The organism is Maribacter sp. 4G9, assembly GCF_002742265.1.
In the GTDB taxonomy this organism is placed as follows: Bacteria; Bacteroidota; Bacteroidia; order Flavobacteriales; family Flavobacteriaceae; genus Maribacter.
The window spans coordinates 57,388-82,789 of sequence record NZ_MDGL01000179.1 but is presented as its reverse complement, the minus strand read 5'-3'; the positions used below and the strand labels follow the sequence as shown (position 1 = coordinate 82,789).

The window sequence follows — 25,402 nt, the reverse complement described above, 5'->3', positions numbered from 1 at the left end:
AGGATTATTGTGCAAATAAAGAAAAGGAAGCGAGTTATGAATGTGAAGGATATGTTTTCTTATTTTTAGAAGAAATAATTAAAGAACGGACCAAAGATGAAAAAAAACTACTTCTTACTAGCTCTATGCTTACTTCTTTTCCTACCCTATAACGAAGCATTAGGTCAACGAAAAAACAATAAGGCCAAGGGCGTGCAATTTGACCAATCGCTTTACGAAGGTATGGAATGGCGTTTGGTGGGACCCTTTCGTGGTGGCAGGGCTGGAACGGTAACAGGTGTTATCAATGACCCAAATCTATATTATATGGGTACGGCGGGTGGCGGTGTCTGGAAAACTTCGGATGCCGGTAATTCATGGGAGTGCATTTCAGATGGTTTTTACGGGGGATCAATTGGTACCGTTGCGGTGTCTGAATCAGACCCAAATATAATCTATGTGGGAGAAGGCGAACAGACCTTGCGTGGCAACGTTTCCTCGGGTCATGGTATGTGGAAAAGCATGGATGCAGGAGAAACCTGGAAATTCATAGGGCTTGAAGGTTCGGAACACATTGCACGCGTCAGGATACATCCAAAAAATCCTAACATCCTTTATGTGGCCGCTCTAGGAAACTTGTGGAAACCAAACGAAACAAGAGGCGTTTACCGCTCAATGGACGGGGGCGATACTTGGGAAAAAGTTCTTTATGTAAGTGACAAGGCAGGTGCAGGTGACCTAATTATGGACCCCAATAACCCAAGGATCCTTTTTGCCACTACTTGGGAAATGAAGCGAAATGGGTATCGTATGGACAGCGGTGGGCCGGATAGCAAGATGTTCAAAAGTACCGATGGTGGCGATACTTGGACGGACATTTCATCAAACTCCGGTTTACCGGGATTTCCATGGGGCATTGTTGGGGTGACCGTATCTCCCGTGGATTCAAAAAGGGTTTGGGCCCTAATTGAAGCTGAGGAGGGTGGTCTTTTCCGTTCGGACGATGGTGGAAAAACTTGGGCCAAGATAAATGAGAACCGTGCCCTTAGACAACGCGCCTGGTACTACACCAGGATTTATGCGGACACCCAAAATGTAGACAAGCTATATGTCATGAACGTAAGTTACGGGGTATCCACGGATGGAGGAAAAACCTTTACCTTAAAAAATGCACCGCACGGGGACCATCATGACCTTTGGATAGATCCCAACAACAATAATAGAATGGCCATTGCAGATGATGGAGGGGCCCAAATTTCAAATGATGGTGGAAATAATTGGACCACCTACCACAACCAACCAACCGCCCAATTCTATAGGGTAGTGACAGATAGTGTTTTTCCCTATCGCCTATATGGTGCCCAACAGGACAATACCGCCTTACGTATAGCTCATAGAACCGCAGGTAGTGCCATAACCGAGCGTGATTGGGAACCTACCGCCGGAGGTGAGAGTGCACATTTGGCTCCAGACCCCAAGAACAACAACATTGTATACGGCGGTACCTATAAAGGTTACATGAATAGGTTGGACCATAGTACAGGGCAGGCAAGATCTACAAACGTATGGCCCGACAATCCCGCTGGTTCCGGCGCCGAAGTCATGAAATACAGGTTCAATTGGAACTATCCGGTAACCTTCAGTATCCATGATTCCAAAAAACTTTACGCTGGATCCAATTACCTACATATGACAACCAATGGGGGACAGTCCTGGAAAACCATATCGCCCGATTTAACCCGTGGGTTACCGGAAACCATAAAATCCAGTGGCGGCCCCATTACCCAAGACAATACCGGAGCGGAATTCTATTCGAATATTTTTGTTATTTCTGAATCGGCATTGGAAGAAGGTGTCATATGGACCGGTAGCGATGACGGCCTCATACACGTAACACGGGATAACGGTGAAAACTGGGAGAATGTAACGCCACCTTTGGATATGTCCCCTAAATTGAATATGATCAATTGTATCGACGCAAGTCCGTTCAATAAGGGCACTGCCTATGTAGCCGCATCCGCCTATAAGTTTGGCGATTATACCCCGTATTTATATAAAACAGTGGACTACGGTAAAACCTGGGAGGTCATTACTAGCGGTATACCCAAAGAATATTATACGCGCGCCATACGTTCCGATAAAGTTAGGGAAGGTCTCCTATATGCCGGAACGGAATGGGGCATGTACGTGTCCTTTGACGATGGCAAATCTTGGTCCCCCTTTCAGCTGAATTTACCCATAACATCTATACGAGATCTTCACGTTAGGGACAATGACTTAATTGCCGCCACCCATGGTAGAAGCTTTTGGATGATCGACGACCTTACCCCACTGCATCAATTGTCTGATAAAGTTGCCAATAGTGATTTTTATATGTACAAACCAGATATCTCCTACAGGATGTATCAATCTGGCGATTCAGACGATAGAAATTCCAAATTGGAGGGGGAAAATCATCCAGACGGAACCATCATCAATTATTACCTCAAAGACCTTAAGGAAACCGATTCTGTACAAATCGATATTCTGGAGAACAATGGAACGGTTATCCAAAGTTTTTCAAACAAGGCCGTTGCCGACAAACTGAATCCTTCCGCTACCAAAAGTTTAAATGTTAAGTCCGGCGGTAACCGACTCATCTGGAACATGAGGTATCCCGGTTTTGATGCTTTCAAAGGAATGGTTTTCTATTCATCACCAAACATTGGCCCTAAAGCCGTACCTGGGGATTATAAGGTGAGATTGACTTATAACGGGCAAGTACAGGAAAAGGATTTTAGCATCTTAATAGACCCAAGGCTTGACATCACACAAGAAGAATTAAACGATCAGTTCAATTTTCTAATCAAGGTACGCGATCAGGTTAGCCGCGCCAACAACGCCATCATTACTATCAGAAAGGTGAAGAACGATTTGGAATATGTAAAGTCGAAAACCAAGGAGGATACTACAATGCAAGAACTTATTTCTGACTTTGAATCCAAAATATCCGTTATAGAAAACAAGATCCACATGACCAAAAACCAAAGTAGGCAAGACCCTTTGAACTATGGCATTCGTATAAACAACCGGCTTGCATTTTTGTTGGCCGATTCCCAAAGAGGGGACCATGCTCCAACGGAACAGGCCAAAGAATTCTTTGATGTAGTGACCAAGGAATTGAATGTTGAAATCGAAAACCTAAATAAGGTGATGTTACAGTATGTGGAAAATATAAACAACAAAGTACAGGAAAGAAAGATCAAAATGATTTCTGTGGAGTAGGAACCATGATTCCATCATAATACTAAAAAAGGGGAGGCCAAATGGCTTCCCCTTTTTGTTGTATATGGCTTACAATTCAAAAGTACTTATCAGCCGGATATCGTTTTCCAAATATTCGTACTGCCTTAACGTGCCACCTCCAATCATCAACAAGGTAGTTTCCAAAGGTATCACGTCATAGGCTTCGATATTTGGGAAATGGTTGAGCTGGGTAATATTTGGAGCATTACTCTTGTCGAATACCTTAAGCCCGTCGCTTCCATCACAAATAAAGAGTTTATCCCCTTTAATACCTAGTCCATTGGGACCGGACATAGGATAAATGACCTTCAATTCAGGATTTTTTAAATTTGATATGTCCACTACATAAAGACCGCTTTCCGTATTCCCGCAAAAATCGCCGCCCTTTAAGGTCACATACGCATAATTTCCATCGACCACCACGGGATCGCACGCCGTTCCATGCCTGAATTCAGAAACAAACTCCGGTTTTGAAGGGTCCTTAATATCGTAGATATACATGCCCTGTCTTCCACCAATGAACAAAATCTCACCCTGATTAAAAATCGTTTCTATATCCCAGGCCACGGATACATCGTCCAACGCTAACGGTGTTTCCAGATCTGATAGATCAAAAATATTCAGGTCGCTATAATCTACTACATACAGGTAGTCGCCCACAATCTTGAACCGAGCGAGGGAACCACCTTGGCCCACATTACTCTCGGCAGTGTTTACGGCATTGTCCAAACTCAGGAACTCACACCCATCACATCTGTATTGCGCCTCATATTCAGAAACCGGTCTTCGCTCCATATTTACCTCCCAACCTACAACGACGAACCTATCGTAATCGATATTACCATAGTCATAAATATCGGCTTGTGGAAATTCAACGTTTTGGACCCAAACGTCATAATTCTTGTAAATGGCATTGACCATACGGCTGGTCAAATGAATATTGTTTATATCGGAAATATCAAAAATGACCAGGTCACCATAGCTATCGGCAAATAGCTTGTCGTCCTTAATGGAAATATCGTTGTTTCCTTCCAATTTAATAAAGGCAATATTTTGGGGATTCGTAGGGTTCTGATTGTCGATTACATGAAATCCACTTCCTACATCGTTAATAAAAATGTAGTTCTTGTATGCATAGATTTTACCGGAGGACTGTATGGGTAAAGGGTCAACAATGTCAATGGCCTCTGCCTTAAAGGATATGGCATCTTCCAAAATGGGTCTCGCAACCAAATAGTCCTCGTATGGTCCGTCGTCCTCACAGGAGACGAAAGGAATCAAGGAGCACAAAAAAAGCAATAGTATATTCTTTTTCATGATGTTAGGATTAAATCAGTTACCCTCCTAAGATGAAAAATGGTGAATCAAGTTGCGTAAACTTGGTAAAAATATTTTGCCCCGCTCTCTTTGTATTACCTAGGTATGACAGAGTTTTATATGGCAATTCAAACTATAAAATAAAGCTAAATTAAACTGTCATCTTGTCATATTTTTGAATATAATGTTATCTTTGCGCACCCAATATTTAATGGCAATTGAAGGCTTTATGGAGAAAACAATTGATGAAGGCATACAGGGTTCAGTCCTAAGTACCGAACGTAAGGTTCAAAACCAGCGAAACCTATATATAGAGAGTTACGGGTGTCAGATGAATTTTTCCGATAGTGAAATCGTGGCCTCTATCCTGGCTGAGGAAGGGTTCAACACTACGCAAAATTTGGAGGACGCGGATTTGGTCTTGGTGAACACCTGCTCCATTAGGGAAAAGGCCGAATTAACGGTTAGGAAAAGACTGGAAAAATTCAATGCCATAAAAAAAGACAGACCCCATCTAAAAGTGGGGGTATTGGGGTGTATGGCAGAACGATTGAAACACCAATTCCTGGAAGAGGAAAAAATTGTGGACATGGTCGTAGGTCCAGATGCCTACAAAGACCTGCCCAACCTCATCCAAGAAATAGATGAAGGTAGAAATGCCGTAAACGTCATACTCTCCAAAGATGAGACCTATGGGGACGTTGCTCCGGTTAGATTGAATTCGAACGGAGTTACTGCTTTTGTATCGATTACAAGGGGTTGTGACAATATGTGTACGTTCTGTGTGGTTCCCTTTACCCGTGGAAGGGAAAGAAGCCGGGACCCCCAATCCATCATAAACGAGGTAAACGACCTTTGGAACAAAGGGTTCAGGGAAGTGACCTTATTGGGTCAAAATGTTGATAGTTATCTTTGGTACGGGGGGGGGTTAAAAAAAGATTTTGGAAAAGCTTCCGAAATGGAGCAGGCCATGGCCGTTAACTTTTCCCAGCTATTGGAAAAAGTGGCATTGGCCCAGCCAAAAATGAGAATCAGATTCTCTACTTCCAATCCGCAGGATATGACTTTGGATGTTATCCACACCATGGCGAAGTATGAAAACATCTGCAATTACATCCACCTGCCCGTTCAAAGCGGAAGTAACCGGATTTTAAAAGCGATGAATCGTCTGCATACCCGGGAGGAGTATTTTGCGCTCATCGATAACATTAGGAACATCATTCCAGATTGTGCCATTTCCCAGGACATGATCGCCGGCTTCCCCACTGAAAATGAAGAGGACCATCAAGACACCCTTACCTTGATGGAGTATGTGAAATATGATTATGGTTTTATGTTTGCATATTCTGAAAGGCCTGGAACCTTGGCAGAACGAAAATTGGAAGACACTGTACCGCCAGAAATAAAAAAACGAAGGCTAACTGAAATTATCGACTTACAGAGACAACATTCCTTGGAACGTATAAAAGCCAATCTAGGAAAAACCCAAGAAGTATTGATAGAGGGCGTTTCCAAAAAATCAGATGCCCACTGGATGGGACGTACCTCCCAGAATACGGTGGCCGTTTTTCCAAAAGAGGATTATAAGGTTGGAGATTTTGTGATGGTAGAAATGCAGGAATGTACCTCTGCCACCTTGTTGGGCAAGGCCGTGGGGTATTCCCATAATAACTGAGTACGTGCGGGACAATAACCCAAACTGTCGCGAGCCCTAGAGGCACATATAAAAAAATCAAGTTTTATTCCGAAATAAGCAATCGGAGTATTTTTAATCTCGACGATAGAGTACATGGAAAGCATACAAAGTATAAAACAACGATTTGAAATCATAGGCCAGGACCCCAAACTGAACAGGGCCATTGAAAAGGCCATACAGGTAGCCCCTACCGATATCTCGGTTTTAGTTACGGGAGAAAGTGGTGTTGGGAAGGAGTCTATCCCAAAAATCATACATTCCCTTTCTCACAGGAAACACGCCAAATATATAGCTGTAAACTGCGGGGCCATTCCAGAGGGGACGATTGACAGTGAACTTTTTGGACACGAAAAAGGGGCATTTACCGGAGCCACACAAACCCGGAGCGGTTATTTTGAAGTGGCGGATGGAGGTACTATTTTCCTAGATGAGGTTGGGGAACTTCCCTTGACTACGCAGGTAAGACTGTTAAGGGTTCTGGAAAATGGGGAATTTCTAAAAGTAGGTTCTTCCCAAGTCCAAAAGACGAATGTAAGAATCGTGGCGGCCACAAACGTCAACATGTTCGAGGCCATAAAAAAGGAAAGGTTCAGGGAAGATCTTTATTATAGGTTAAGTACGGTGGAAATCAATATTCCTCCCCTGCGGGAACGGCAAGAGGACATCCATTTATTGTTTAGGAAGTTTGCTTCGGATTTTGGACAAAAATATAAGATGCCCACCATCCGTTTGGAGGACAGTGCCGTGGATCTATTATTGAAATACCGTTGGCCTGGAAACATACGGCAACTAAGAAATATAGCGGAGCAGATTTCAGTATTGGAAGAAAACAGGGCCATAGACGCCAAAACACTTAACCGCTACCTACCGCATAATGTGGGCAGCAACCTACCTGCCGTCATAAATACCAAAAAATCAGAAGGAGATTTCAGTAATGAGCGGGAAATTTTATACAAAGTGTTGTTCGATATGAAGGGTGACCTCAACGATCTCAAGAAATTGACCATGGAACTTTTAAAGAACAACGATTCCCAAAAAGTTCAGGAGGAAAATGAAAACCTGATTCGCAAAATCTATGGAGATAAACAGGAGGAGGAGATTGAAGATCAGGATATTTCACCTTTGGAAGTGCTACATTTACCGGAACCCCAAGTAGAAAGAGCATTTACCCAAGTGCCCCAAGAGGACAAATATCATTTTGCAGAGGAAATCCAGGAAGAGGAAACCCTATCTTTACAGGAAAAGGAAATTGAATTGATCAAGAAATCCTTGGACAGGAATAGGGGCAAAAGAAAGGCCGCAGCTTCTGAGCTTGGAATATCGGAAAGAACATTATACAGAAAAATAAAGCAATACGATCTCTGATTTGAGGTGTTAGATGTTAGATGTTAGAAAGTTCCTAGTTTCAAGTTTCATAGTTTAGAAAACACCCTCAAAAATGAAAAACAATAAATTAATTGGAACGATTTTAGGAATGGCAGGAATTGTTGTTCTGTTGTACGGAATTTTTAAAATGACAAATTACAATAGTTCGAATTTACCATAAACTGTTATGGGTCTATTCTTAACCATAACCGGGTCTCTGTTATTGAACCAGAAAAAATCCAAGTTATATTTATATGGCAAAAGGAAAACCCAAAACGCGAAACCTGAAACCTGAAACCTGAAACCTGAAACATAGTAAACCCTTGAACACACTAAAAAAAATAATCTTGATTCTCATGCCCCTGCTTTTGACAATCAGCTGCGGCATCTATAATTTTACGGGGGCCGGACCCATTGACGCGGAAACCTTTCAGGTAAACTACTTTCAAAATTATGCCACGCAGAGTCCGGGTTCTACCTTTGAACCAGGTATGGACAGGGATTTCACTCAGGCATTACAGAATAGGATATTGGACCAATCGAGTTTGGATTTGGTGAACAATGGGAATGCCGATTTGTTGTACGAAGGGGAAATAACAGAATATAGAATTTCACCCATGGCCGCAACGGCGCAACAAACAGCGGCCCAAAACCGACTTTCCATTAGGGTAAAGGCCCGCTTCTACAACCGAAACAATCCCGATGCGGATTTTGACCAAAGTTTTTCCTTTTTTTATGACTATCCTGCAAACGTACAGTTGTCGGCAATAAAGGACGAAGCCCATGAAGTCATTTTTGAACGTATAACCCAAGATATTTTTAATGCTTCCTTAGCAGATTGGTAACCCATGACTATTTCGGATTTTACATACTTCCTTGAACACCCCAACAAAGTTGTAGATCCTTTGCAAACGAAGCAATTGGAGGATATCATTAAGGAATATCCATATTTTCAGGCGGCAAGGGCCTTGCATCTAAAGGGACTTAAAAACCTAAATAGCTATAAGTACAATAAGGCATTGAAACTTACGGCGGCCTGTACCACGGACCGTGATGTTCTCTTTGATTTTATTACCTCCAAGGATTTTCTACAATACGATTTGCCCACATCGCCAGAAGTCGATGAAAACCCCGTTACGGACAAAGCACCCAACTTGACCCAAAAGGAGATAAAACTCATCGAGGAATCAGAAGACAAGCCTTTGCCACAGGACATCCACGATGCCGAACACATTCTGGATCCTGAAATTTTCACCTCCAAAAAACCTTCAGAGGAAATAAAAAAAGAGGTTGAAACCTTGGATTTGGGAAAGCCTTTGGATTTTGACAAAAAAGAAAAATATTCTTTTACAGAATGGCTTCAACTCGCGTCGAAGAAAAAAATAGAACGGGAAGAAAACGGGGATTCTATAAATGAAAAAACGAAGGAAACGGCACAAAAAAAACAATCCAGAAATCCCGACCGCAAGAAACAGAAGTTCGACCGCATAGATAAGTTCATTGCTGAAAATCCAAAAATAGTACCCAAGGAAAATATAAAGACCTCCTTCAATCCAAAAGACTCGGTTAAAATCGATAAAAATGAGTTAATGACGGAAACCTTGGCAAGGGTCTATCTGGAACAAAAAAAATACAAAAAGGCCATTCAGGCCTACAAAATTTTAAGTTTGAAATATCCGGAAAAAAGTAGTTTCTTTGCAGACCGAATAAAATCGGTACAAAAAATTCAACAAGAAAACAAGTAGGTATAATGAGTACATTTTCAATATTTCTGATACTAATTATCATTGTCTGCTTTTTATTGGTATTGGTAATCATGGTTCAGAACCCAAAGGGAGGGGGATTATCATCTTCTTTTGGCGGCGGAGGAAATCAAGTTGTAGGGGGCGTCAAAAAGACTGGTGACTTTTTGGACAAAAGCACCTGGACGTTGGCCGGACTTTTGGTCATACTGATTTTAGCTTCCAACATTGCTCTAAAAGGAAACTTTGGGGATGCGGATTCCAAACTTTTGCAGGGCGATGATTTCGAGACCACGGTTCCGGAAACTTTACCCGAGGAAGTGACCCCACCTGTCACAAATGATAGTTCAACGAACGACAGTCTGTAGTTTAAGAACTTAAAAGTCTATATAAAATGCCAGCTTAATGACAAGCTGGCATTTTTGCTTTCACAATGTGTCAGTTTTTAGGTAATGGCATAATTTCTGCCTTTAAAGTGTGAAACTTAAAAATCAATTTAAAATTTTAATATTATGGCTAAAGTTAATATCAAACCATTGGCAGACCGAGTACTTATTGAGCCAATGGCAGCTGAAACAAAAACTGCGTCGGGGATTTATATTCCAGATACGGCAAAGGAAAAACCTCAAAGAGGTAAAGTGGTTGCCGTAGGACCTGGAACCAAGGACGAAAAAGTTACTGTTAAGGTTGGTGATACCGTTCTTTATGGAAAATATGCCGGTACAGAATTAAAGTTGGATGGTTCTGATTACCTAATGATGCGTGAGAGTGACATTTTAGCGATCATTTAAAAATCTCTTGGCTGCAGGCCATTGGCCTATAGCCCAATCCAAAAAAGTTTAATAGAAAATTAAATAATGGCCACATGCGCAGAGCGAAAGGCCGAAAAGCAAAATAATTAAAACATGGCAAAAGACATAAAATTTGACATTGATGCAAGAGACGGACTCAAGAGAGGCGTGGATGCATTGGCAAATGCTGTAAAAGTAACCTTAGGACCAAAAGGTAGAAACGTAATAATCAGCAAATCATTTGGAGCACCGCAAGTAACGAAAGACGGTGTTACCGTAGCAAAGGAAATAGAGCTTGAAAACGCACTTGAGAACATGGGTGCGCAAATGGTTAAGGAAGTTGCCTCCAAGACCAATGATTTGGCAGGTGATGGTACTACTACAGCTACCGTTCTTGCCCAAGCTATCGTTAAGGAAGGTCTAAAGAACGTTGCGGCAGGCGCAAACCCAATGGACCTTAAAAGAGGTATCGACAAAGCAGTTGAGGCCATCGTGGAAAATTTGGCCAAGCAAGCCAAAAAAGTTGGTGATTCATCCGAAAAAATCAAACAAGTTGCCTCCATATCGGCAAATAACGATGAGGCAATTGGGGATTTGATCGCTCAAGCCTTTGATAAAGTTGGCAAAGAAGGGGTTATTACCGTTGAGGAGGCCAAAGGAACGGACACCTATGTGGATGTTGTGGAAGGTATGCAGTTCGATAGGGGTTATCTTTCACCATACTTTGTAACCGATTCGGAAAAAATGGTCACTGAATTGGACAACCCATATATCTTGTTGTTCGACAAGAAAATTTCTTCTATGAAGGACCTGCTTCCCGTATTGGAACCAGTAGCACAATCCGGCAAGCCATTATTGATCATTGCAGAAGATGTGGATGGTGAGGCTTTGGCTACTTTGGTGGTAAACAAATTAAGAGGTTCCCTAAAAATTGCCGCTGTTAAGGCTCCAGGTTTTGGAGACCGAAGAAAGGCCATGTTGGAGGATATCGCAATCCTGACAAAAGGTACCGTTATCTCCGAGGAAAGAGGTTTCTCCTTGGACAATGCAACAATCGATATGCTAGGTACTTGTGAAAAAGTACAGATCGATAAGGACAACACGACCATCGTAAACGGAGGCGGGGTTGCCAAGGATATAAAGGCTAGGGTGAACCAAATAAAGTCTCAAATTGAGACAACAACTTCTGATTACGACAAAGAAAAGTTACAGGAGCGTTTGGCCAAATTGGCCGGTGGTGTGGCCGTTCTTTATGTTGGGGCTGCCTCCGAAGTTGAAATGAAAGAGAAAAAAGACCGTGTTGACGATGCATTGCACGCTACAAGGGCCGCCGTTGAGGAAGGTATCGTAGCAGGTGGTGGTGTAGCTTTGGTAAGGGCCAAGTCGGTTCTTTCAAAAGTAAGTACGGAAAACGAGGATGAAGCTACAGGTCTACAAATCGTTGCCAGGGCTATAGAAGCGCCACTTAGGACCATCGTTGAAAATGCCGGTGGTGAAGGTTCCGTAGTTGTTGCCAAAATTCTTGAAGGAAAAGGAGATTACGGTTATGATGCCAAATCAGATAAATATGTTGAGATGATGAAGGCCGGTATAATCGACCCTAAGAAAGTAACCAGGGTGGCCTTGGAAAATGCCGCTTCTGTTGCTGGAATGATATTGACCACAGAATGTGCATTGACCGATATTAAGGAAGATGCCCCTGCAGGCCCAGCAATGGGTGGCGGTGGCATGCCCGGTATGATGTAATAAGCCCCCAAATCTCAAGAGGGGACTTAGATAACTAAAGTGAAAAGCTGTCCAAAATATTGGGCAGCTTTTTTATTTCAAGTCATAAAAAAACCACCTTCTTTCTTTACAAAAGGTGGTTTCTTCTTCCAAAGGTAAGGACCTATCCCATAGGTCCGAACACAACTACTTCTTTCTAGGAGCAGCTTTTGGAGCAGCCTTCTTACCAGCCTTTGCAGGAGAAGGTTTCGCAGCAGGTTTACCAGCTGATTTTGCTTGTGCCATTGAAATCTAATTTATAGAAATTTACACGAATGTATTTCAGATAGTGATCGATGATATTTTTGTTAAGAAAATATTAACTAAAATTGATTTCAGCAGAAACAAATTACGAGTTAAAATATTAAAATACAGATACTTACGCGCCTTAGATCCTATGGTAAAATTTAAGGTAAAACCATTGCATTTTAAATTGTTTAACCCCAATTTTATATCCCAAAAAAGACCCATTATGTTTACTACTTTAAAACCCCAAATAATCTCAATATTAGGATCTAAAAAGGATTTGGATTCAAAACTCCAGGAACTTTGTGACCTTCTAAAAAAGAAAGTGGACCACTACGATTGGGTTGGTTTTTATTTTAAAAACGGTCAAAAGGAAGAACTAAAGCTAGGGCCCTATGCAGGAGCACCCACAGACCATACCATTATTCCCTTTGGCAAGGGTATCTGCGGACAGGTGGCGGTGAGCAACCAAAACTTTGTGGTTCCCGATGTGAAGGCGCAGGACAATTACATCGCCTGTAGCATTACTGTCAAATCCGAAATTGTTGTGCCGCTGTTCGTAAACGGGGAAAACATTGGGCAAATTGATATCGATTCAAATACCTTGGATCCATTCACGGAAGAAGATGAACGGTTTTTGGAATTCGTAAACGGTGAAGTTGCCAAAATTCTTTAAAACTTTAATGTTTTTGTTGATAAACTCAACCTGATTTTACTCTTAAAAAAAGTACTTTTGTTGCCTTAATCAAACCCATAAGTATCCTAAAATGAGCAGCTCAAAAAAAGCCTCTTCGGCCTTAATTTCCGTATTTCACAAAGACGGTTTGGAACCCATCGTTACTAAGTTCCAAGAACTTGGTATTACAATTTATTCAACGGGAGGAACAGAGAAATTTATAAGGGATTTGGGAGTTGATGTTATCCCGGTAGAAGATGTTACAAGCTACCCTTCGATTTTGGGCGGAAGGGTAAAAACCCTACATCCCAAAGTTTTTGGGGGTATCCTTAATAGACAGGACAATGAAAGCGATGTTGCCCAATTGGAAGAATTTGACATCCCTCAATTGGATATCGTCATCGTTGATTTGTACCCTTTTGAAAAAACAGTGGCCAGTGGGGCATCGGAACAGGATATTATTGAAAAAATAGATATTGGAGGGATTTCCCTAATCAGGGCCGCAGCCAAAAATTACAAAGATGTTATGTGCGTATCCTCAATGGAGGATTACTCAGAATTCTTGGAGATTATTTCTAAAAATGCTGGCGAGACTACTTTAGAGGAGCGAAAGAAATTTGCCGCCAAATCCTTCAATGTTTCCTCCCATTATGATTCAGCCATTTTCAATTACTTCAATAAAAACCATGATATCGCTGCCCTAAAAGTGAGCGAGACCAAAGGAAAAGTTTTAAGATACGGGGAAAACCCACATCAAAAAGGGTTTTTCTTTGGAGATTTTGATGCCATGTTCTCGCAGTTGCATGGTAAGGAACTCTCCTATAACAACTTGCTAGATGTGGATGCGGCCGTGAACTTAATGCTCGAATTTAAAAACGAGGCTCCTACCTTCGCTATTTTAAAACATAACAATGCCTGTGGATTGGCACAAAGGGATACGCTGCATAAGGCTTATATTGATGCATTGGCTGGCGATCCCGTTTCCGCTTTTGGGGGTGTTTTGATCAGTAACAAGGAAATAGATAAGGCTACCGCCACAGAGATCCATGAACTCTTTTGTGAGGTAGTCATTGCCCCAAGTTATTCCAACGATGCCTTGGACACATTGAAAGGGAAAAAAAACCGTATCATTTTGGTGCAGAACGACGTGGCTATGCCTGAAATGCAAGTGCGTACCTGCCTTAACGGTATCCTACTGCAGGAAAAAGATTATAAGACCGATATTTCCGAGGATTTGAGCCATGCCACTATCACCAAACCGAGTGAACAAGAGTTGGAAGATTTGTTATTTGCTTCCAAGATTTGTAAGCATACAAAGTCCAACACCATCGTCTTGGCCAAGAACAAACAGCTTTGTGCGAGTGGCACGGGCCAGACTTCTAGGGTAGATGCTTTAAACCAAGCCATTCATAAGGCGAACTCCTTCAATTTCGATTTAAAGGGTGCCGTTATGGCCAGCGATGCCTTCTTCCCATTCCCGGATTGCGTTGAGCTTGCTGCCAATGCCGGAATTACCAGCGTCATACAACCCGGTGGCTCCATTAAGGACCAATTAAGTATAGATTATTGCAACGAAAATGGAATTTCTATGGTGATGACAGGTACGCGTCATTTTAAGCATTAATTTTACTACTTTTGTCGATGTATTGCAACCCCTAATCCATAACCAAACATTATCATATGGGATTTTTTGACTTCTTGACCGAGGAAATAGCAATTGATTTAGGTACTGCTAACACCTTAATAATCCACAATGACAAAGTCGTTGTAGACAGTCCATCGATCGTAGCACGGGATCGGGTTAGTGGAAAAATCATCGCGGTTGGAAAGGAAGCCAACATGATGCAAGGAAAAACCCATGAAAACATAAAGACCATTAGACCATTGAAGGATGGTGTAATTGCAGATTTTGATGCATCGGAAAAGATGATCAACATGTTCATAAAGAACATTCCCGCCCTAAAGAAAAAATGGTTCCCACCGGCCTTGAGAATGGTTATCTGTATTCCTTCAGGTATTACAGAAGTGGAAATGCGAGCCGTAAAGGAGTCTGCGGAAAGGGTGAACGGCAAGGAGGTTTATTTGATACATGAACCTATGGCCGCCGCTATCGGTATAGGATTGGACATCATGCAGCCCAAGGGTAATATGATTGTTGACATAGGCGGGGGTACGACTGAAATTGCAGTTATAGCATTGGGGGGTATTGTTTGTGACAAATCCGTAAAAATTGCGGGCGATGTTTTTACCAACGACATTATTTATTACATGCGCACACAACACAATCTTTATGTGGGCGAAACTACTGCCGAAGCCATAAAAATCGAAATAGGTTCGGCCACTGAGGATTTACAATCCCCCCCTGAGGAAAAGTCGGTTCAAGGTAGGGACCTATTAACAGGAAAACCGAAGCAGGTCCAAATTTCGTATAGAGAAATCGCAAAGGCCCTCGATAAATCTATCTTAAGGGTTGAGGACGCGGTTATGGAAACATTGTCGCAAACACCACCGGAATTGGCCGCGGATATTTATAATACGGGAATTTACCTGGCCGGTGGAGGATCCATGCTACGGGGATTGGACAGAAGACTTTCGCAAAAAACGGATTTGCCGGTTTACATAGCGGAAGATCCTTTGAGAGCGGTTGTTCGTGGAACAGGTATTGCCCTTAAAAACTTGGAAAGATATAAGAGCATACTTATCAAGTAATACCCTACAGAGATTCCTGTAATGAAAATTTAGAAGTGAATGCAACAGATAATAAATTTTCTGATTCGGTATAAAATCTTTCTATTCTACCTTCTGCTACTATTCATTTCGTTAATTTTTACTTTTCAATCGCACTCCTACCATCAATCCAGATTCCTAAATTCTGCCAATTATGTATCGGGAAGTATTTATGCTTTTTTCGATAATACTACCTCCTATTTTGATTTGAGGGAGGAAAACGAAAAACTGGTACAGGAGAACCAAAGGTTACGATACCAACTTTATAACAAGACAAATAACGGGGCACAACCCTTGGATACCTTAGAGAGCAATTATTTAGTGGTAAGGGGCAGGGTAATCAAAAACAGTTACTCAGACCAACGTAACTATATTACCATAAACAAAGGCAATAAGGATAGTGTTGAACAAGATATGGGCGTAATTACGTCCAAAGGTATTCTGGGTATTGTAGAAAACACCTCCAACGGTTTCTCCACGGTACAAAGCATACTGAACGAAAAGTCCAACATAAATGCAAAAATCAAGAATTCCAATCATTTTGGTTCTTTGATTTGGGATACCAAGGATTACAAGACCGTACAACTAATGGACATTCCCAGATTGGTGCAACTTACCATAGGAGACACGATAGTTACGGGTGCCATGAGCAGTATTTTCCCCGAAAATATTCCCATTGGGACCATTAAAAAATTCGATTTGGATACCTCCAAAAGTTTTTACCGTATAGATGTTTCCCTTTTTAATGATATGACCAACATTAACAATGTCTACATAATAAAAAACCTGAATAGGCAGGAAATCTTAGAACTACAGGAATCAACGGGAACAAATGATCAATAATACCTTTTTTATAAACATACTAAGGTTTGTGCTATTGATCCTGGTGCAGGTACTTGTATTCAACAGATTAAACTTCTTTGGCTATATAAATCCCATGGTATACGTTTTGTTTCTTTATTGGTACCCAATAAAGAAGAATAGAACAACCTTTATTTTGATCTGCTTCCTACTTGGGCTTTTTATCGATATTTTCTCGGATACCTTAGCCCTAAATGCAGCAGCTACCGTCACTATAGCTTATTTAAGACCATCCATCATGCGGTTTGTTTTTGGGGTGAATTATGAGTTTCAAAGCTTTAAGTTAAATAGCTCAACCAAGGCACAACAATTCACGTTTTTAGCGTTATTAATTGTAACCCACCACATTATATATTTTACACTGGAGATTTTTAGTTTTGCGAATGTACTGCTGATTTTCAAAAAAAGTATCACTATTGGGGCGGCATCCATACTATTATGTTTATTGTTTAGTTCATTGTTCAGTACTAGGAAGGAATGAGAAGAGTATTACTTTCATTGATTATCGTAATAATAGGAATTACCTTTTTGGGTAGGTTGTCCTATTTGCAGATATTCAGCTTCTCGCCCGATCAAGTTATTGAAGATCCCAGTATAAAAAGGGTATACACCTATCCTGAAAGGGGTTATATCTATGATAGAAACGGAAATCTCTTGGTGGGCAATGATCCTGCCTATGATGTAATGGTGATACCAAGGGAAGTCCAACCTTTGGATACCTTGGAATTTTGTGGAATGTTAGGTATAGACAAGGAGAAATTTGTTGAAAAGCTCACAAAGGCTAGGGTATATTCTCCTAGGTTGCCATCGGTACTGGTTCCGCAACTCTCGAAAGAGGACTATGCCAAGTTGCAGGAGAAGATGAGGAAATATAAGGGATTCTACATACAAAAGAGATCCCTAAGATATTATGATACCCCAAGTGCTGCAAATGTATTGGGCTATATAAGCGAGGTAAATGAAGGGGATCTGGCAAAAAATAAGTATTACATTCAGGGGGAACTGAGGGGAAGAACAGGTGTTGAAAGATATTATGAGGAACTCTTAAGGGGAAGAAAGGGTGTTCAGTATATTCAGAAAGACCGATTTAACAGAGATATTGGCCCCTATAAAAATAGTTCCTTGGATACACTTCCAGAACAGGGAAAACAGATCAGTATAACCTTGGACAAGACCCTTCAGGAATATGGGGAGCGCCTGATGGTGGGTAAAAGAGGTGGTATCGTGGCACTGGAACCCGCCACAGGTGAAATTTTAAGTATGATTTCAGGGCCCACCTATGACCCCTCCCTCCTTGTAGGTAGGGAACGTTCAAAAAACTATACAGAACTTTACAATGACACCATTGCAAATCCAACATGGGATCGATCTATTCATGCCCAACAACCACCAGGATCTCCCTTTAAAACCTTGAATGCCCTAATTGCCTTACAGGAAGGTGTTTTGGATGAATCAACGACCATTAGATGTTATAACGGCTTTTATGTAGGGAAAAAGAAACGGGGATGTCACTGTGGTGGAGGTCTCCGAAATCTAAATAGTGGTATCTACCAATCCTGCAATGCCTATTTTGCAGGCACTTTCAGAAAAATCTTTGAAAAATTCGATACTACTGACGAAGCCATGGATGTCTGGGAGAAACATATGAAAAGTTTTGGCCTTGGCGATTATCTAGGCTACGACTTGCCGTTTGGTCAAAAAGGCAGAATACCAAGTAAAGAATACTACGACAAATGGTATGGCGACAATAGATGGAGCTCGTCCTTCATTATATCCAACTCCATAGGGCAAGGTGAGGTATTGGCAACTCCTGTACAATTGGCGAATATGACGGCTGCTATAGCGAACAGGGGATTTTATTATACACCCCATATCCTAAAAAAAATCGAAGGGAAAGAAATTACAGACCCCAGGTTCACCGAACCCAAGCGCACTACAATAGACAAGGAACACTTTGAGCCCGTCGTTCAGGGAATGGCCGATGTTTACAGAAAGGGAACCGCAAGATGGTTGCAAATACCAGGTATTGAGGTAGCGGGAAAAACAGGTACTGCCGAAAATTTCACCAAGATTAACGGTGTACGCACCCAGTTAACGGACCACTCCGTGTTCATAGCCTTTGCACCGGTTGAAGATCCAAAAATTGCAATAGCGGTGTATATTGAAAATGGCTATTTCGGTTCAAGATATGCAGGTCATATAGCGTCTTTGATGATAGAAAAATACTTAAAAGGTGAAATTACCAGAAAGGATTTGGAGAAGAAGATGTTGGAAAAAACACTGGAACACGAATACGCCAAACCGTTTAGTGGTGAGGAATTTAAAATAAACGAACGTGTTTGGTAAAGTTCTAAGACGCATAGATTGGCTTACGATTCTTATTTACTTGGCACTGGTTATCATAGGTTGGACCAATATTTATTCAAGTACGTTTACTGATGAGCAAACCTCGCTATTGGATTTAACTACGCGATCGGGAAAACAGCTCTTTTTTATCATTGTAAGCTTTGTAACTATAATTGTAATTCTTGCCTTGGAAGCCAACTTTTATGAACGCTTTGCAAGCCTATTTTATCTACTTACCATACTTTCTTTGATAGGACTGTACCTGTTTGGTAAAACTATAGCAGGAGCAACATCTTGGTACGACCTAGGTTTTTTTAACTTTCAACCGTCTGAATTGGCAAAGGTAGCCACTGCCCTGGCCCTTGCGAAATACTTGAGCGATATACAAACAGACCTAAGGCGTATCAAAGACCAACTCTACGCCTTATTGATCATCTTTATTCCTGCCCTGCTTATTATACCTCAACCTGATCCCGGAAGCGCTTTGGTGTTCTTTTCCTTGATATTCGTGATTTTTAGGGAAGGGTTGCCCTTATATTACTTAGGTATTGGTTTTACCTTGATTTTAATCTTTATAACCACTTTAATGTTCGGAACTATTTGGCTGACAATTGGATTATTACTTTTGATAGCCCTGTTTTTTCTTCTAAAACGTAAGTCCTTAAAGGTTCCCTTACTTCCAATCGCTATAGGCTCTATTGCCATAATTCTCTTCTCACTATCGGTGAATTTTGTATTTAACAATCTTTTTGAACAACGACATCGGGATCGGTTCAGCCTGTGGCTTCGTTTGGAAAAAGACCCTGAAAAATTGGAACAGATTAGAAAGACTATCGGATATAATACCTACCAGTCGGAGAAAGCTATAGAATCTGGAGGTTTTTTCGGAAAGGGGTTTTTGGAAGGCACCAGAACCAAAGGAGATTTCGTACCTGAACAGGACACCGATTATATTTTTACAACGATAGGAGAAGAATGGGGATTCATTGGAACAGCTACGGTAATTATCCTTTTTTCCATTCTTTTTTTAAGATTGATTTACCTGGCGGAACGTCAAAAAAATGCATTTTCAAGAATGTATGGCTATGGTGTCATATCTGTCCTCCTGATCCACTATTTTATTAATATAGGCATGGTCATAGGAATTTTACCTACCATTGGGATCCCTTTACCTTTTTTTAGCTACGGCGGCTCAGGGCTACTTTTCTTTACCCTATTGCTTTTTGTTTTTTTGAAATTGGACACAAATCGATTGAAGGAAAATTTTTAGAACCTCCAATCTCCCGTATCCACATTTCCTTCCAATTCTTTCTGTAGTCCAACATCCATTTGCCCAAAAAAGTCGATTCCGGTTAGGGCTTCTATACTATCTATAGGAATGCAAAAGTCTTGTAGCGGTTTTTGCTGTTCCACTCCAGGAAGTAAAAAGCCCAAAACCTTGAATTTTTTCCCTTCCTCGCGGGCAACTATCTTAAAAAATTTCTTGGGAACATCCACGTCCTCCTCCCCTATTTCTTGTAATCCCGGTTCCAGAACACCGCCCGTTATAACGATCACTTTTCCATAACGTTTTGCCCATTGTCGTACTTGTATCTCCAACCGATTCCAAACACCGGCATTAAAATCCTTGTCCTGCGGACTGATATTACTCGTATAAAATGTTTCATTATAGGCTTGTTCCGAAAACCTACGGTCCCCAGCTGGGCATAAATGTCCTCTGTCATACCCAGAACCCCTGTAGTTTCGCCAGTCTGCCGACTTGGACTTGACATAAGGATCTTCAATGAAATAAGGTCTATTTCGATCATCGTAAGTCAAATGTTTTTTTTCCAATTCATAAGCGACCCATTCCGCTTGTTCAAACGGCTCATAATACGATAATGAAAAATAGGAATGATGCACGATATCCCCGGTAGTGGAACTGGGCAAATACTCCAAAGGAAAAGAACTTGCGTTATTTTCATCATTCTTTTTTGAATAGGTATCCGGAGTGTAAAAGTTCTCAAATACCCAAAACCCAACGATACACATCACTATTAAAATGGAGTAAATAGTGCTATTTTTACGATATCTGGACATCCTTCAAAGGTAACCACAAATTTGTAAGATTTTCAGGTTAAAACCGACCTATAACATATCGAACGATTAATAAAGAAAGGACACTTATGGCACTTACTTGGAAAGATATAATTCATTTTTCAGTTAAAGGGAATCCCACTCCGGACACGCGCGTAGAAAAATCGGAAAGTGAATGGAAACAACTATTGACCCCAGAGCAATTTAGGATTACCCGAAAGAAGGGAACGGAAGCTCCCCATTCAGGTGCCTTATGTAGTGTTCACGATGCGGGAAAATATGGATGCATTTGTTGTGGTACCCTTTTATTTGACTCGAGCATTAAGTTTGAATCTGGAACAGGATGGCCAAGCTTTACCCAGCCCATAAAAGAAAATGCCATAAAGTACATAAAGGACTCCTCTTTTGGAATGGTACGGGTAGAAGTTCTTTGCAATACATGTGATGCCCATCTAGGGCATGTCTTTCCTGATGGTCCTCCTCCAAGCGGATTACGATATTGTATAAATTCCGTATCTATGAAAATGATAAAGGAGTAGGTCAATGAATAAAACAAATTTAGATTCCATCACAGTGGGCGGAGGATGTTTTTGGTGCACCGAAGCCGTATTTCAAGAAGTCAAGGGCGTACAAACCGTTATATCAGGATATACGGGTGGAAATGCACCTGGCAAACCCACGTATAGGGAAATATGTTCCGGTCTGACCGGTCATGCCGAAGTTGTAAAAATATCCTATGACCCTACCATAATTACCCTGTACGACCTTTTACAAATCTTCATGACCACGCATGACCCTACCACCTTGAACAGGCAGGGGGCGGACGTAGGAACACAATACCGCTCCGTAATCTACTATAGAGATGATTATCAGAAAAAAATTGCGGAAAATATACTAGCAGATGTAGCACCACTCTATGAAAATCCCATTGTAACGGAAGTATCCCCAATTGGCATTTTTTATGAGGCAGAGGACTATCATCAAGACTACTATAAAAATAATGGCTCACAAGGGTATTGCCAAGTGGTCATTAATCCTAAACTTGCCAAGCTAAGAAAGTTGCATGCCACTAAAATCAAATAATAAAAAAGGCCCCGTTTAAATGGGGCCTTTTTTATTATATACCTTATACCAAGGGTTAGTTTTTTACGCTACTGGCGAGTTTGAGGTTCTTAAGATTGTTCATTTTTAAATCCTCAAGAACATTAACGGCTTCTTCTACATATACATCCTTGGCCAAACTCTTATGCCATCTATCCCTTTTTTCCCTTAATACAGAATCTTGGGCAAATAATTCCTGTTCATATTTCAAGGATGTAAAAGTTAATTTAGAGTCATAGTCCATTAGATTTTTGAAATAATTGGACTGTTCCTTATCCTTTTCCTTTTCCTCTTTATACGTATTGTAATTTAGGGAAATCTCTGTTTCGTCCTGTTCAGACTTCAACCATTTGGCATTCTCCTCAATAAGTTTTATCTGTGGGTTGCTTTCCATTCTCTTTTTACTCTTGGCCACCGTTTGCTCATAATCAAGATACCCATCCCAGATTTCATAGTCGGCAGGAGTAATTTTATCCCATTTTAAAGGATTCGCCTGATCGCGTTCCCCCAAATCGATATAACTGTATTTATCCGGTACCACAACATCACTTTTAACACCTTCCAATTGGGTGGAACCTCCATTGATTCTATAGAATTTTTGGGTAGTCAATTTAATGGCTCCCAAATCTCCATGCTCATTGCTTCTAACGATGTTGTCCAAAGGTATGACGTTTTGTACGGTTCCCTTTCCAAAGGTTTGCTTGCTTCCTATCACGATGGCCCTTTTATAATCCTGCATGGCAGCGGCCAAAATTTCGGATGCGGATGCAGAAAGCTCATTCACGAGTATCACCAAAGGTCCTTCCCACTGTATTCTTTCATCCTTATCATCATAAACTTCTTTTTGCTTGTTTCCAGACCTAACCTGCACAATGGGACCATCCTTAATGAATAGACCAGCCATTTCAACAACTGTCTTCAAGGAACCTCCCCCGTTGTCCCTTAGGTCCAAAATCAATCCTTCTACACCTTCTTCTTTTAGGCGCTCAACTTCCTTGGCCACATCTGTAGCGGCATTTCTTTCGTTGTAATCCTCAAAATCCACATAGAATTTTGGAAGATTGATAATCCCGAATTTTTCATCACCTCGTATAATATTGGCAGATTTTGCATATGACTCTTCCAATTCCACAACATCCCTAGTCAACGATATCTCCTCCAAGGAACCATCTACCTTTCGTACTGTTAAGTCAACAACCGTTCCCTGTGGGCCCTTGATCAACTTTATGGCATCATCCAAGCGCATACCAACTATGTTGATAGGTTCCTCGCCATTTTGGCCCACCTTGATAATTTCGTCGCCAACTTCCAACCGTTGATCTCTCCACACCGGACCCCCTGAAATGATTTCAACAATTTTGGCACCTTCCGGTTTTTTCTGTAGCCTGGCACCTATACCTTCAAATTTTCCGGACATATTCATGTCAAATTTCTCCTTGTCGTCCGGGGCAAAATAAAATGTGTGAGGATCAAACTCGTCCACTATGGTATTGATATACTGCACGAACCAATCCTTTCGCTCCAAATCATCCACGAAATCAAAAAACTCATCCAAGGTAGCTTCGGTTGATTCCCTTGATTCTATTTCAGCCTCTTTCTGGGAATGGGCACTATGGTCATGGTCATCTGATATGTCCTCGTCAGCCGGCTTTTCAGCATGTGCGATCTTGGAGTCATACGTACCCAAAGTAGCATATTTGAGTTGCTTCCTCCATCTTTCCATTAATTCCTGCCTGTTGGAAGCGAATGGCTCGTCCTCGTATTTTATACTTATAATTTCATTCTCCGAATAATCGAAAGGTTTCTTAAGGACTTCCTTGTAGATTTCCTTCGCATCGCCCATTCTTTCCATCAGCCTTTCATACACCAAATTGAAAAAAGAGATATCCGTATTTTTTATTTGATCATCGATTTGGAACTTATATTGCTCAAAATCAGCTATATCTGAAGCCAAAAAATAGCGTTTTGTGGGATCGAGAACATCTATAAAGTCCTCAAAAACGCTTACCGAAAAATCATCGTCGATTTCCTTGGGCTCGTAATGTCCCTTTTCCAAAACATAGGTAATCAGGTCCAATAACAATTTATCCTTATCGTCATTGTCAAAAGACTTATTGGTGAAACTGCAGGATGCCACCGCAACCAGCATTACCGTAAGAACATAAGCTAAATTTCTTTTCATAAATATATTTTTAAATCTAATTTTCAAAACCTAGGAGTTTATAGATTATACGAGCAACTTTTTTGTCGAAATCCTCTAAGATAAAGAAAATACCATGCCAATTTGGGGGCTTGGGATTAATTTTTTGTTAAACGAGCCAAATGACAAATCCTATTTAAAAACGTATTTTTACCCCAGAAAGTATAAACCATGGGAAAACCTTTGATATTGGTAACCAATGATGATGGAATCACGGCCCCTGGGCTTCGTGCATTGGTCTCCTACATGAAAGAAATAGGGGATGTTGTGGTGGTAGCTCCCGATAGCCCCCAATCCGGAATGGGGCACGCCATAACCTTGGACAGTACACTCTATTCAAAAAAAATGCAGGTGGACCTCAGTCATACTGGTACGGAGGAATATAGTTGTAGTGGTACCCCCGCCGACTGCGTGAAATTAGGCCTTCAAGAACTTTTGGAAAGGAAGCCGGATATTTGCGTGAGCGGTATCAACCATGGATCAAATTCCTCCATCAACGTCATCTATTCCGGCACTATGAGTGCTGCCATTGAAGCTGGTATAGAGGGAGTGCCGGCCATAGGATTTTCACTGTGCGACTATAATTGGGAGGCAGATTTCGCACCTTCCGAAGATTTTGTAAAAAACATTGTCCGTGAGGCCTTAAAGTTTGGCATCCCAAAAGGGGTGGTTCTCAACGTAAACATTCCCAAACTGCCAAAAAAAGACCTGAAGGGAATTAAGGTCTGTAGGCAGGCAAAAGCGAATTGGAAGGAGAAGTTTGATAAAAGGACAAACCCTATGGGTAAGGATTACTATTGGTTGACGGGCGAATTCGAACTCTTGGACAAAGGGGAAGATACGGACGAATGGGCCTTGGCAAACGGGTATATTTCAGTAGTGCCCACCCAGTTTGACCTTACGGCACATCATGTCATACAGGACATCAATAATTGGAACTTAAAATGAACGTTAAAAAAGAACTTTTGATAGGGTTTTTAGTGGGCATCATTGCCAATACCACTGGAACTTTGGCCTATATCGTATTATTCTCAGACCTAAGTATTATGGAGACCTATACTGCCGCTGTTACACAAGGTCATGTAGGCAGTCTGTTGGCACTAGGTGCCATTTTAAACTTGATCGCTTTTTTTGGATTTTTGCGGATAAAGAGGGACAATAGGGCCAAGGGGGTTCTAATTGCCACCATTCTAACGGCTTTGGTGATTCTATACTACAAAGTTTTTTAGA

21 protein-coding genes are annotated in these 25,402 nt (G+C 41.2%); 18 read left to right on the top strand and 3 right to left on the bottom strand.

Annotated features, from left to right (window positions below):
* The first annotated feature begins 96 nt into the window (after window positions 1-96).
* Window positions 97-3,243 carry a WD40/YVTN/BNR-like repeat-containing protein gene (locus BFP75_RS18830; RefSeq protein WP_099546872.1) on the top strand — a complete coding sequence of 1,049 codons (3,147 nt, stop codon included), beginning with the start codon at window positions 97-99 and terminating at the stop codon, window positions 3,241-3,243.
* Window positions 3,244-3,312: 69 nt separating this feature from the next.
* Here BFP75_RS18830 and BFP75_RS18825 read toward each other — a convergent pair whose 3' ends face one another.
* On the bottom strand, window positions 3,313-4,581 hold the full coding sequence (locus BFP75_RS18825) for an LVIVD repeat-containing protein (RefSeq protein WP_099546871.1): 1,269 nt from the start codon (window positions 4,579-4,581) through the stop codon (window positions 3,313-3,315).
* 229 nt (window positions 4,582-4,810) lie between these two features.
* On the opposite strand from BFP75_RS18825, the gene miaB reads away from it, so the two are divergent.
* The 13 genes from miaB to rodA all read left to right on the top strand — a co-directional run bounded on the left by miaB (window position 4,811) and on the right by rodA (window position 20,065).
* Window positions 4,811-6,256, top strand: a complete 1,446-nt coding sequence (gene miaB / locus BFP75_RS18820) for a tRNA (N6-isopentenyl adenosine(37)-C2)-methylthiotransferase MiaB (protein ID WP_099546919.1) — start codon at window positions 4,811-4,813, stop codon at window positions 6,254-6,256.
* Between the two features lie 114 nt (window positions 6,257-6,370).
* Window positions 6,371-7,642: a sigma-54 interaction domain-containing protein gene (locus BFP75_RS18815; RefSeq protein WP_099546870.1), complete on the top strand. Its 1,272-nt coding sequence runs from the start codon at window positions 6,371-6,373 to the stop codon at window positions 7,640-7,642.
* Between the two features lie 323 nt (window positions 7,643-7,965).
* Window positions 7,966-8,487, top strand: a complete 522-nt coding sequence (locus BFP75_RS18810; protein ID WP_240531835.1) for an LptE family protein — start codon at window positions 7,966-7,968, stop codon at window positions 8,485-8,487.
* Window positions 8,488-8,490: 3 nt separating this feature from the next.
* Entirely contained in the window at window positions 8,491-9,387 is an 897-nt protein-coding gene (locus tag BFP75_RS18805) for a hypothetical protein (protein ID WP_099546868.1), read from the top strand.
* 5 nt (window positions 9,388-9,392) lie between these two features.
* Window positions 9,393-9,752 carry a preprotein translocase subunit SecG gene (gene secG / locus BFP75_RS18800; RefSeq protein WP_099546867.1) on the top strand — a complete coding sequence of 120 codons (360 nt, stop codon included), beginning with the start codon at window positions 9,393-9,395 and terminating at the stop codon, window positions 9,750-9,752.
* A 144-nt stretch (window positions 9,753-9,896) separates the two neighbouring features.
* A complete protein-coding gene (gene groES / locus BFP75_RS18795) occupies window positions 9,897-10,175 on the top strand; it encodes a co-chaperone GroES (protein WP_094997291.1) in 279 nt (92 codons plus the stop codon).
* A 114-nt stretch (window positions 10,176-10,289) separates the two neighbouring features.
* Window positions 10,290-11,921, top strand: coding sequence for a chaperonin GroEL (gene groL, locus BFP75_RS18790; protein ID WP_099546866.1), 1,632 nt, complete (start codon window positions 10,290-10,292; stop codon window positions 11,919-11,921).
* 490 nt (window positions 11,922-12,411) lie between these two features.
* Window positions 12,412-12,861 (top strand): GAF domain-containing protein, encoded by a 450-nt coding sequence (locus tag BFP75_RS18780; RefSeq protein ID WP_099546918.1) that lies wholly within the window; start codon window positions 12,412-12,414, stop codon window positions 12,859-12,861.
* 91 nt (window positions 12,862-12,952) lie between these two features.
* Entirely contained in the window at window positions 12,953-14,485 is a 1,533-nt protein-coding gene (purH, locus tag BFP75_RS18775) for a bifunctional phosphoribosylaminoimidazolecarboxamide formyltransferase/IMP cyclohydrolase (protein WP_099546865.1), read from the top strand.
* A gap of 56 nt (window positions 14,486-14,541) precedes the next feature.
* Window positions 14,542-15,570, top strand: a complete 1,029-nt coding sequence (locus BFP75_RS18770) for a rod shape-determining protein (protein ID WP_099546864.1) — start codon at window positions 14,542-14,544, stop codon at window positions 15,568-15,570.
* 39 nt (window positions 15,571-15,609) lie between these two features.
* Window positions 15,610-16,431 (top strand): rod shape-determining protein MreC, encoded by an 822-nt coding sequence (gene mreC, locus BFP75_RS18765; protein ID WP_099546863.1) that lies wholly within the window; start codon window positions 15,610-15,612, stop codon window positions 16,429-16,431.
* Window positions 16,432-16,926: 495 nt separating this feature from the next.
* On the top strand, window positions 16,927-18,795 hold the full coding sequence (mrdA, locus tag BFP75_RS18755) for a penicillin-binding protein 2 (RefSeq protein WP_099546861.1): 1,869 nt from the start codon (window positions 16,927-16,929) through the stop codon (window positions 18,793-18,795).
* Window positions 18,785-20,065 (top strand): rod shape-determining protein RodA, encoded by a 1,281-nt coding sequence (gene rodA, locus BFP75_RS18750; protein WP_099546860.1) that lies wholly within the window; start codon window positions 18,785-18,787, stop codon window positions 20,063-20,065. The genes mrdA and rodA overlap by 11 nt, the downstream gene beginning before the upstream one ends.
* Here the strand turns inward: rodA and BFP75_RS18745 are convergent.
* Window positions 20,062-20,874 (bottom strand): DNA/RNA non-specific endonuclease, encoded by an 813-nt coding sequence (locus tag BFP75_RS18745; RefSeq protein ID WP_099546859.1) that lies wholly within the window; start codon window positions 20,872-20,874, stop codon window positions 20,062-20,064. The genes rodA and BFP75_RS18745 overlap by 4 nt on opposite strands.
* Before the next feature lie 86 nt (window positions 20,875-20,960).
* Here BFP75_RS18745 and msrB point away from each other — a divergent pair, with 86 nt between their 5' ends.
* Together msrB and msrA are read left to right on the top strand one after the other, a co-directional pair.
* A complete protein-coding gene (msrB, locus tag BFP75_RS18740; RefSeq protein WP_099546858.1) occupies window positions 20,961-21,410 on the top strand; it encodes a peptide-methionine (R)-S-oxide reductase MsrB in 450 nt (149 codons plus the stop codon).
* Window positions 21,411-21,414: 4 nt separating this feature from the next.
* Complete coding sequence (gene msrA / locus BFP75_RS18735; protein WP_099546857.1) at window positions 21,415-21,954, top strand: peptide-methionine (S)-S-oxide reductase MsrA; 540 nt, start codon at window positions 21,415-21,417, stop codon at window positions 21,952-21,954.
* Between the two features lie 55 nt (window positions 21,955-22,009).
* Here msrA and BFP75_RS18730 read toward each other — a convergent pair whose 3' ends face one another.
* Entirely contained in the window at window positions 22,010-24,154 is a 2,145-nt protein-coding gene (locus BFP75_RS18730) for a carboxy terminal-processing peptidase (protein ID WP_099546856.1), read from the bottom strand.
* A 189-nt stretch (window positions 24,155-24,343) separates the two neighbouring features.
* Between BFP75_RS18730 and surE the strand changes: the two genes are divergently transcribed.
* Entirely contained in the window at window positions 24,344-25,120 is a 777-nt protein-coding gene (gene surE / locus BFP75_RS18725) for a 5'/3'-nucleotidase SurE (RefSeq protein WP_099546855.1), read from the top strand.
* A complete protein-coding gene (locus BFP75_RS18720; RefSeq protein WP_099546854.1) occupies window positions 25,117-25,401 on the top strand; it encodes a hypothetical protein in 285 nt (94 codons plus the stop codon). The genes surE and BFP75_RS18720 overlap by 4 nt, the downstream gene beginning before the upstream one ends.
* Window position 25,402 lies beyond the last annotated feature (1 nt).

Bases quoted from the DNA above. Each gene is read 5' to 3' on its own strand.
- BFP75_RS18815 (WP_099546870.1), top strand. From the start codon at position 6,371: ATGGAAAGCATACAAAGTATAAAACAACGATTTGAAATCATAGGCCAG.
- BFP75_RS18730 (WP_099546856.1), bottom strand. From the start codon at position 24,154: ATGAAAAGAAATTTAGCTTATGTTCTTACGGTAATGCTGGTTGCGGTG.
- msrB (WP_099546858.1), top strand. From the start codon at position 20,961: ATGGCACTTACTTGGAAAGATATAATTCATTTTTCAGTTAAAGGGAAT.
- groL (WP_099546866.1), top strand. From the start codon at position 10,290: ATGGCAAAAGACATAAAATTTGACATTGATGCAAGAGACGGACTCAAG.
- surE (WP_099546855.1), top strand. From the start codon at position 24,344: ATGGGAAAACCTTTGATATTGGTAACCAATGATGATGGAATCACGGCC.
- secG (WP_099546867.1), top strand. From the start codon at position 9,393: ATGAGTACATTTTCAATATTTCTGATACTAATTATCATTGTCTGCTTT.
- BFP75_RS18780 (WP_099546918.1), top strand. From the start codon at position 12,412: ATGTTTACTACTTTAAAACCCCAAATAATCTCAATATTAGGATCTAAA.
- mrdA (WP_099546861.1), top strand. From the start codon at position 16,927: ATGAGAAGAGTATTACTTTCATTGATTATCGTAATAATAGGAATTACC.
- BFP75_RS18745 (WP_099546859.1), bottom strand. From the start codon at position 20,874: ATGTCCAGATATCGTAAAAATAGCACTATTTACTCCATTTTAATAGTG.
- msrA (WP_099546857.1), top strand. From the start codon at position 21,415: ATGAATAAAACAAATTTAGATTCCATCACAGTGGGCGGAGGATGTTTT.
- miaB (WP_099546919.1), top strand. From the start codon at position 4,811: ATGGAGAAAACAATTGATGAAGGCATACAGGGTTCAGTCCTAAGTACC.
- BFP75_RS18825 (WP_099546871.1), bottom strand. From the start codon at position 4,581: ATGAAAAAGAATATACTATTGCTTTTTTTGTGCTCCTTGATTCCTTTC.
- BFP75_RS18805 (WP_099546868.1), top strand. From the start codon at position 8,491: ATGACTATTTCGGATTTTACATACTTCCTTGAACACCCCAACAAAGTT.
- BFP75_RS18770 (WP_099546864.1), top strand. From the start codon at position 14,542: ATGGGATTTTTTGACTTCTTGACCGAGGAAATAGCAATTGATTTAGGT.
- groES (WP_094997291.1), top strand. From the start codon at position 9,897: ATGGCTAAAGTTAATATCAAACCATTGGCAGACCGAGTACTTATTGAG.
- BFP75_RS18830 (WP_099546872.1), top strand. From the start codon at position 97: ATGAAAAAAAACTACTTCTTACTAGCTCTATGCTTACTTCTTTTCCTA.
- mreC (WP_099546863.1), top strand. From the start codon at position 15,610: ATGCAACAGATAATAAATTTTCTGATTCGGTATAAAATCTTTCTATTC.
- purH (WP_099546865.1), top strand. From the start codon at position 12,953: ATGAGCAGCTCAAAAAAAGCCTCTTCGGCCTTAATTTCCGTATTTCAC.
- BFP75_RS18720 (WP_099546854.1), top strand. From the start codon at position 25,117: ATGAACGTTAAAAAAGAACTTTTGATAGGGTTTTTAGTGGGCATCATT.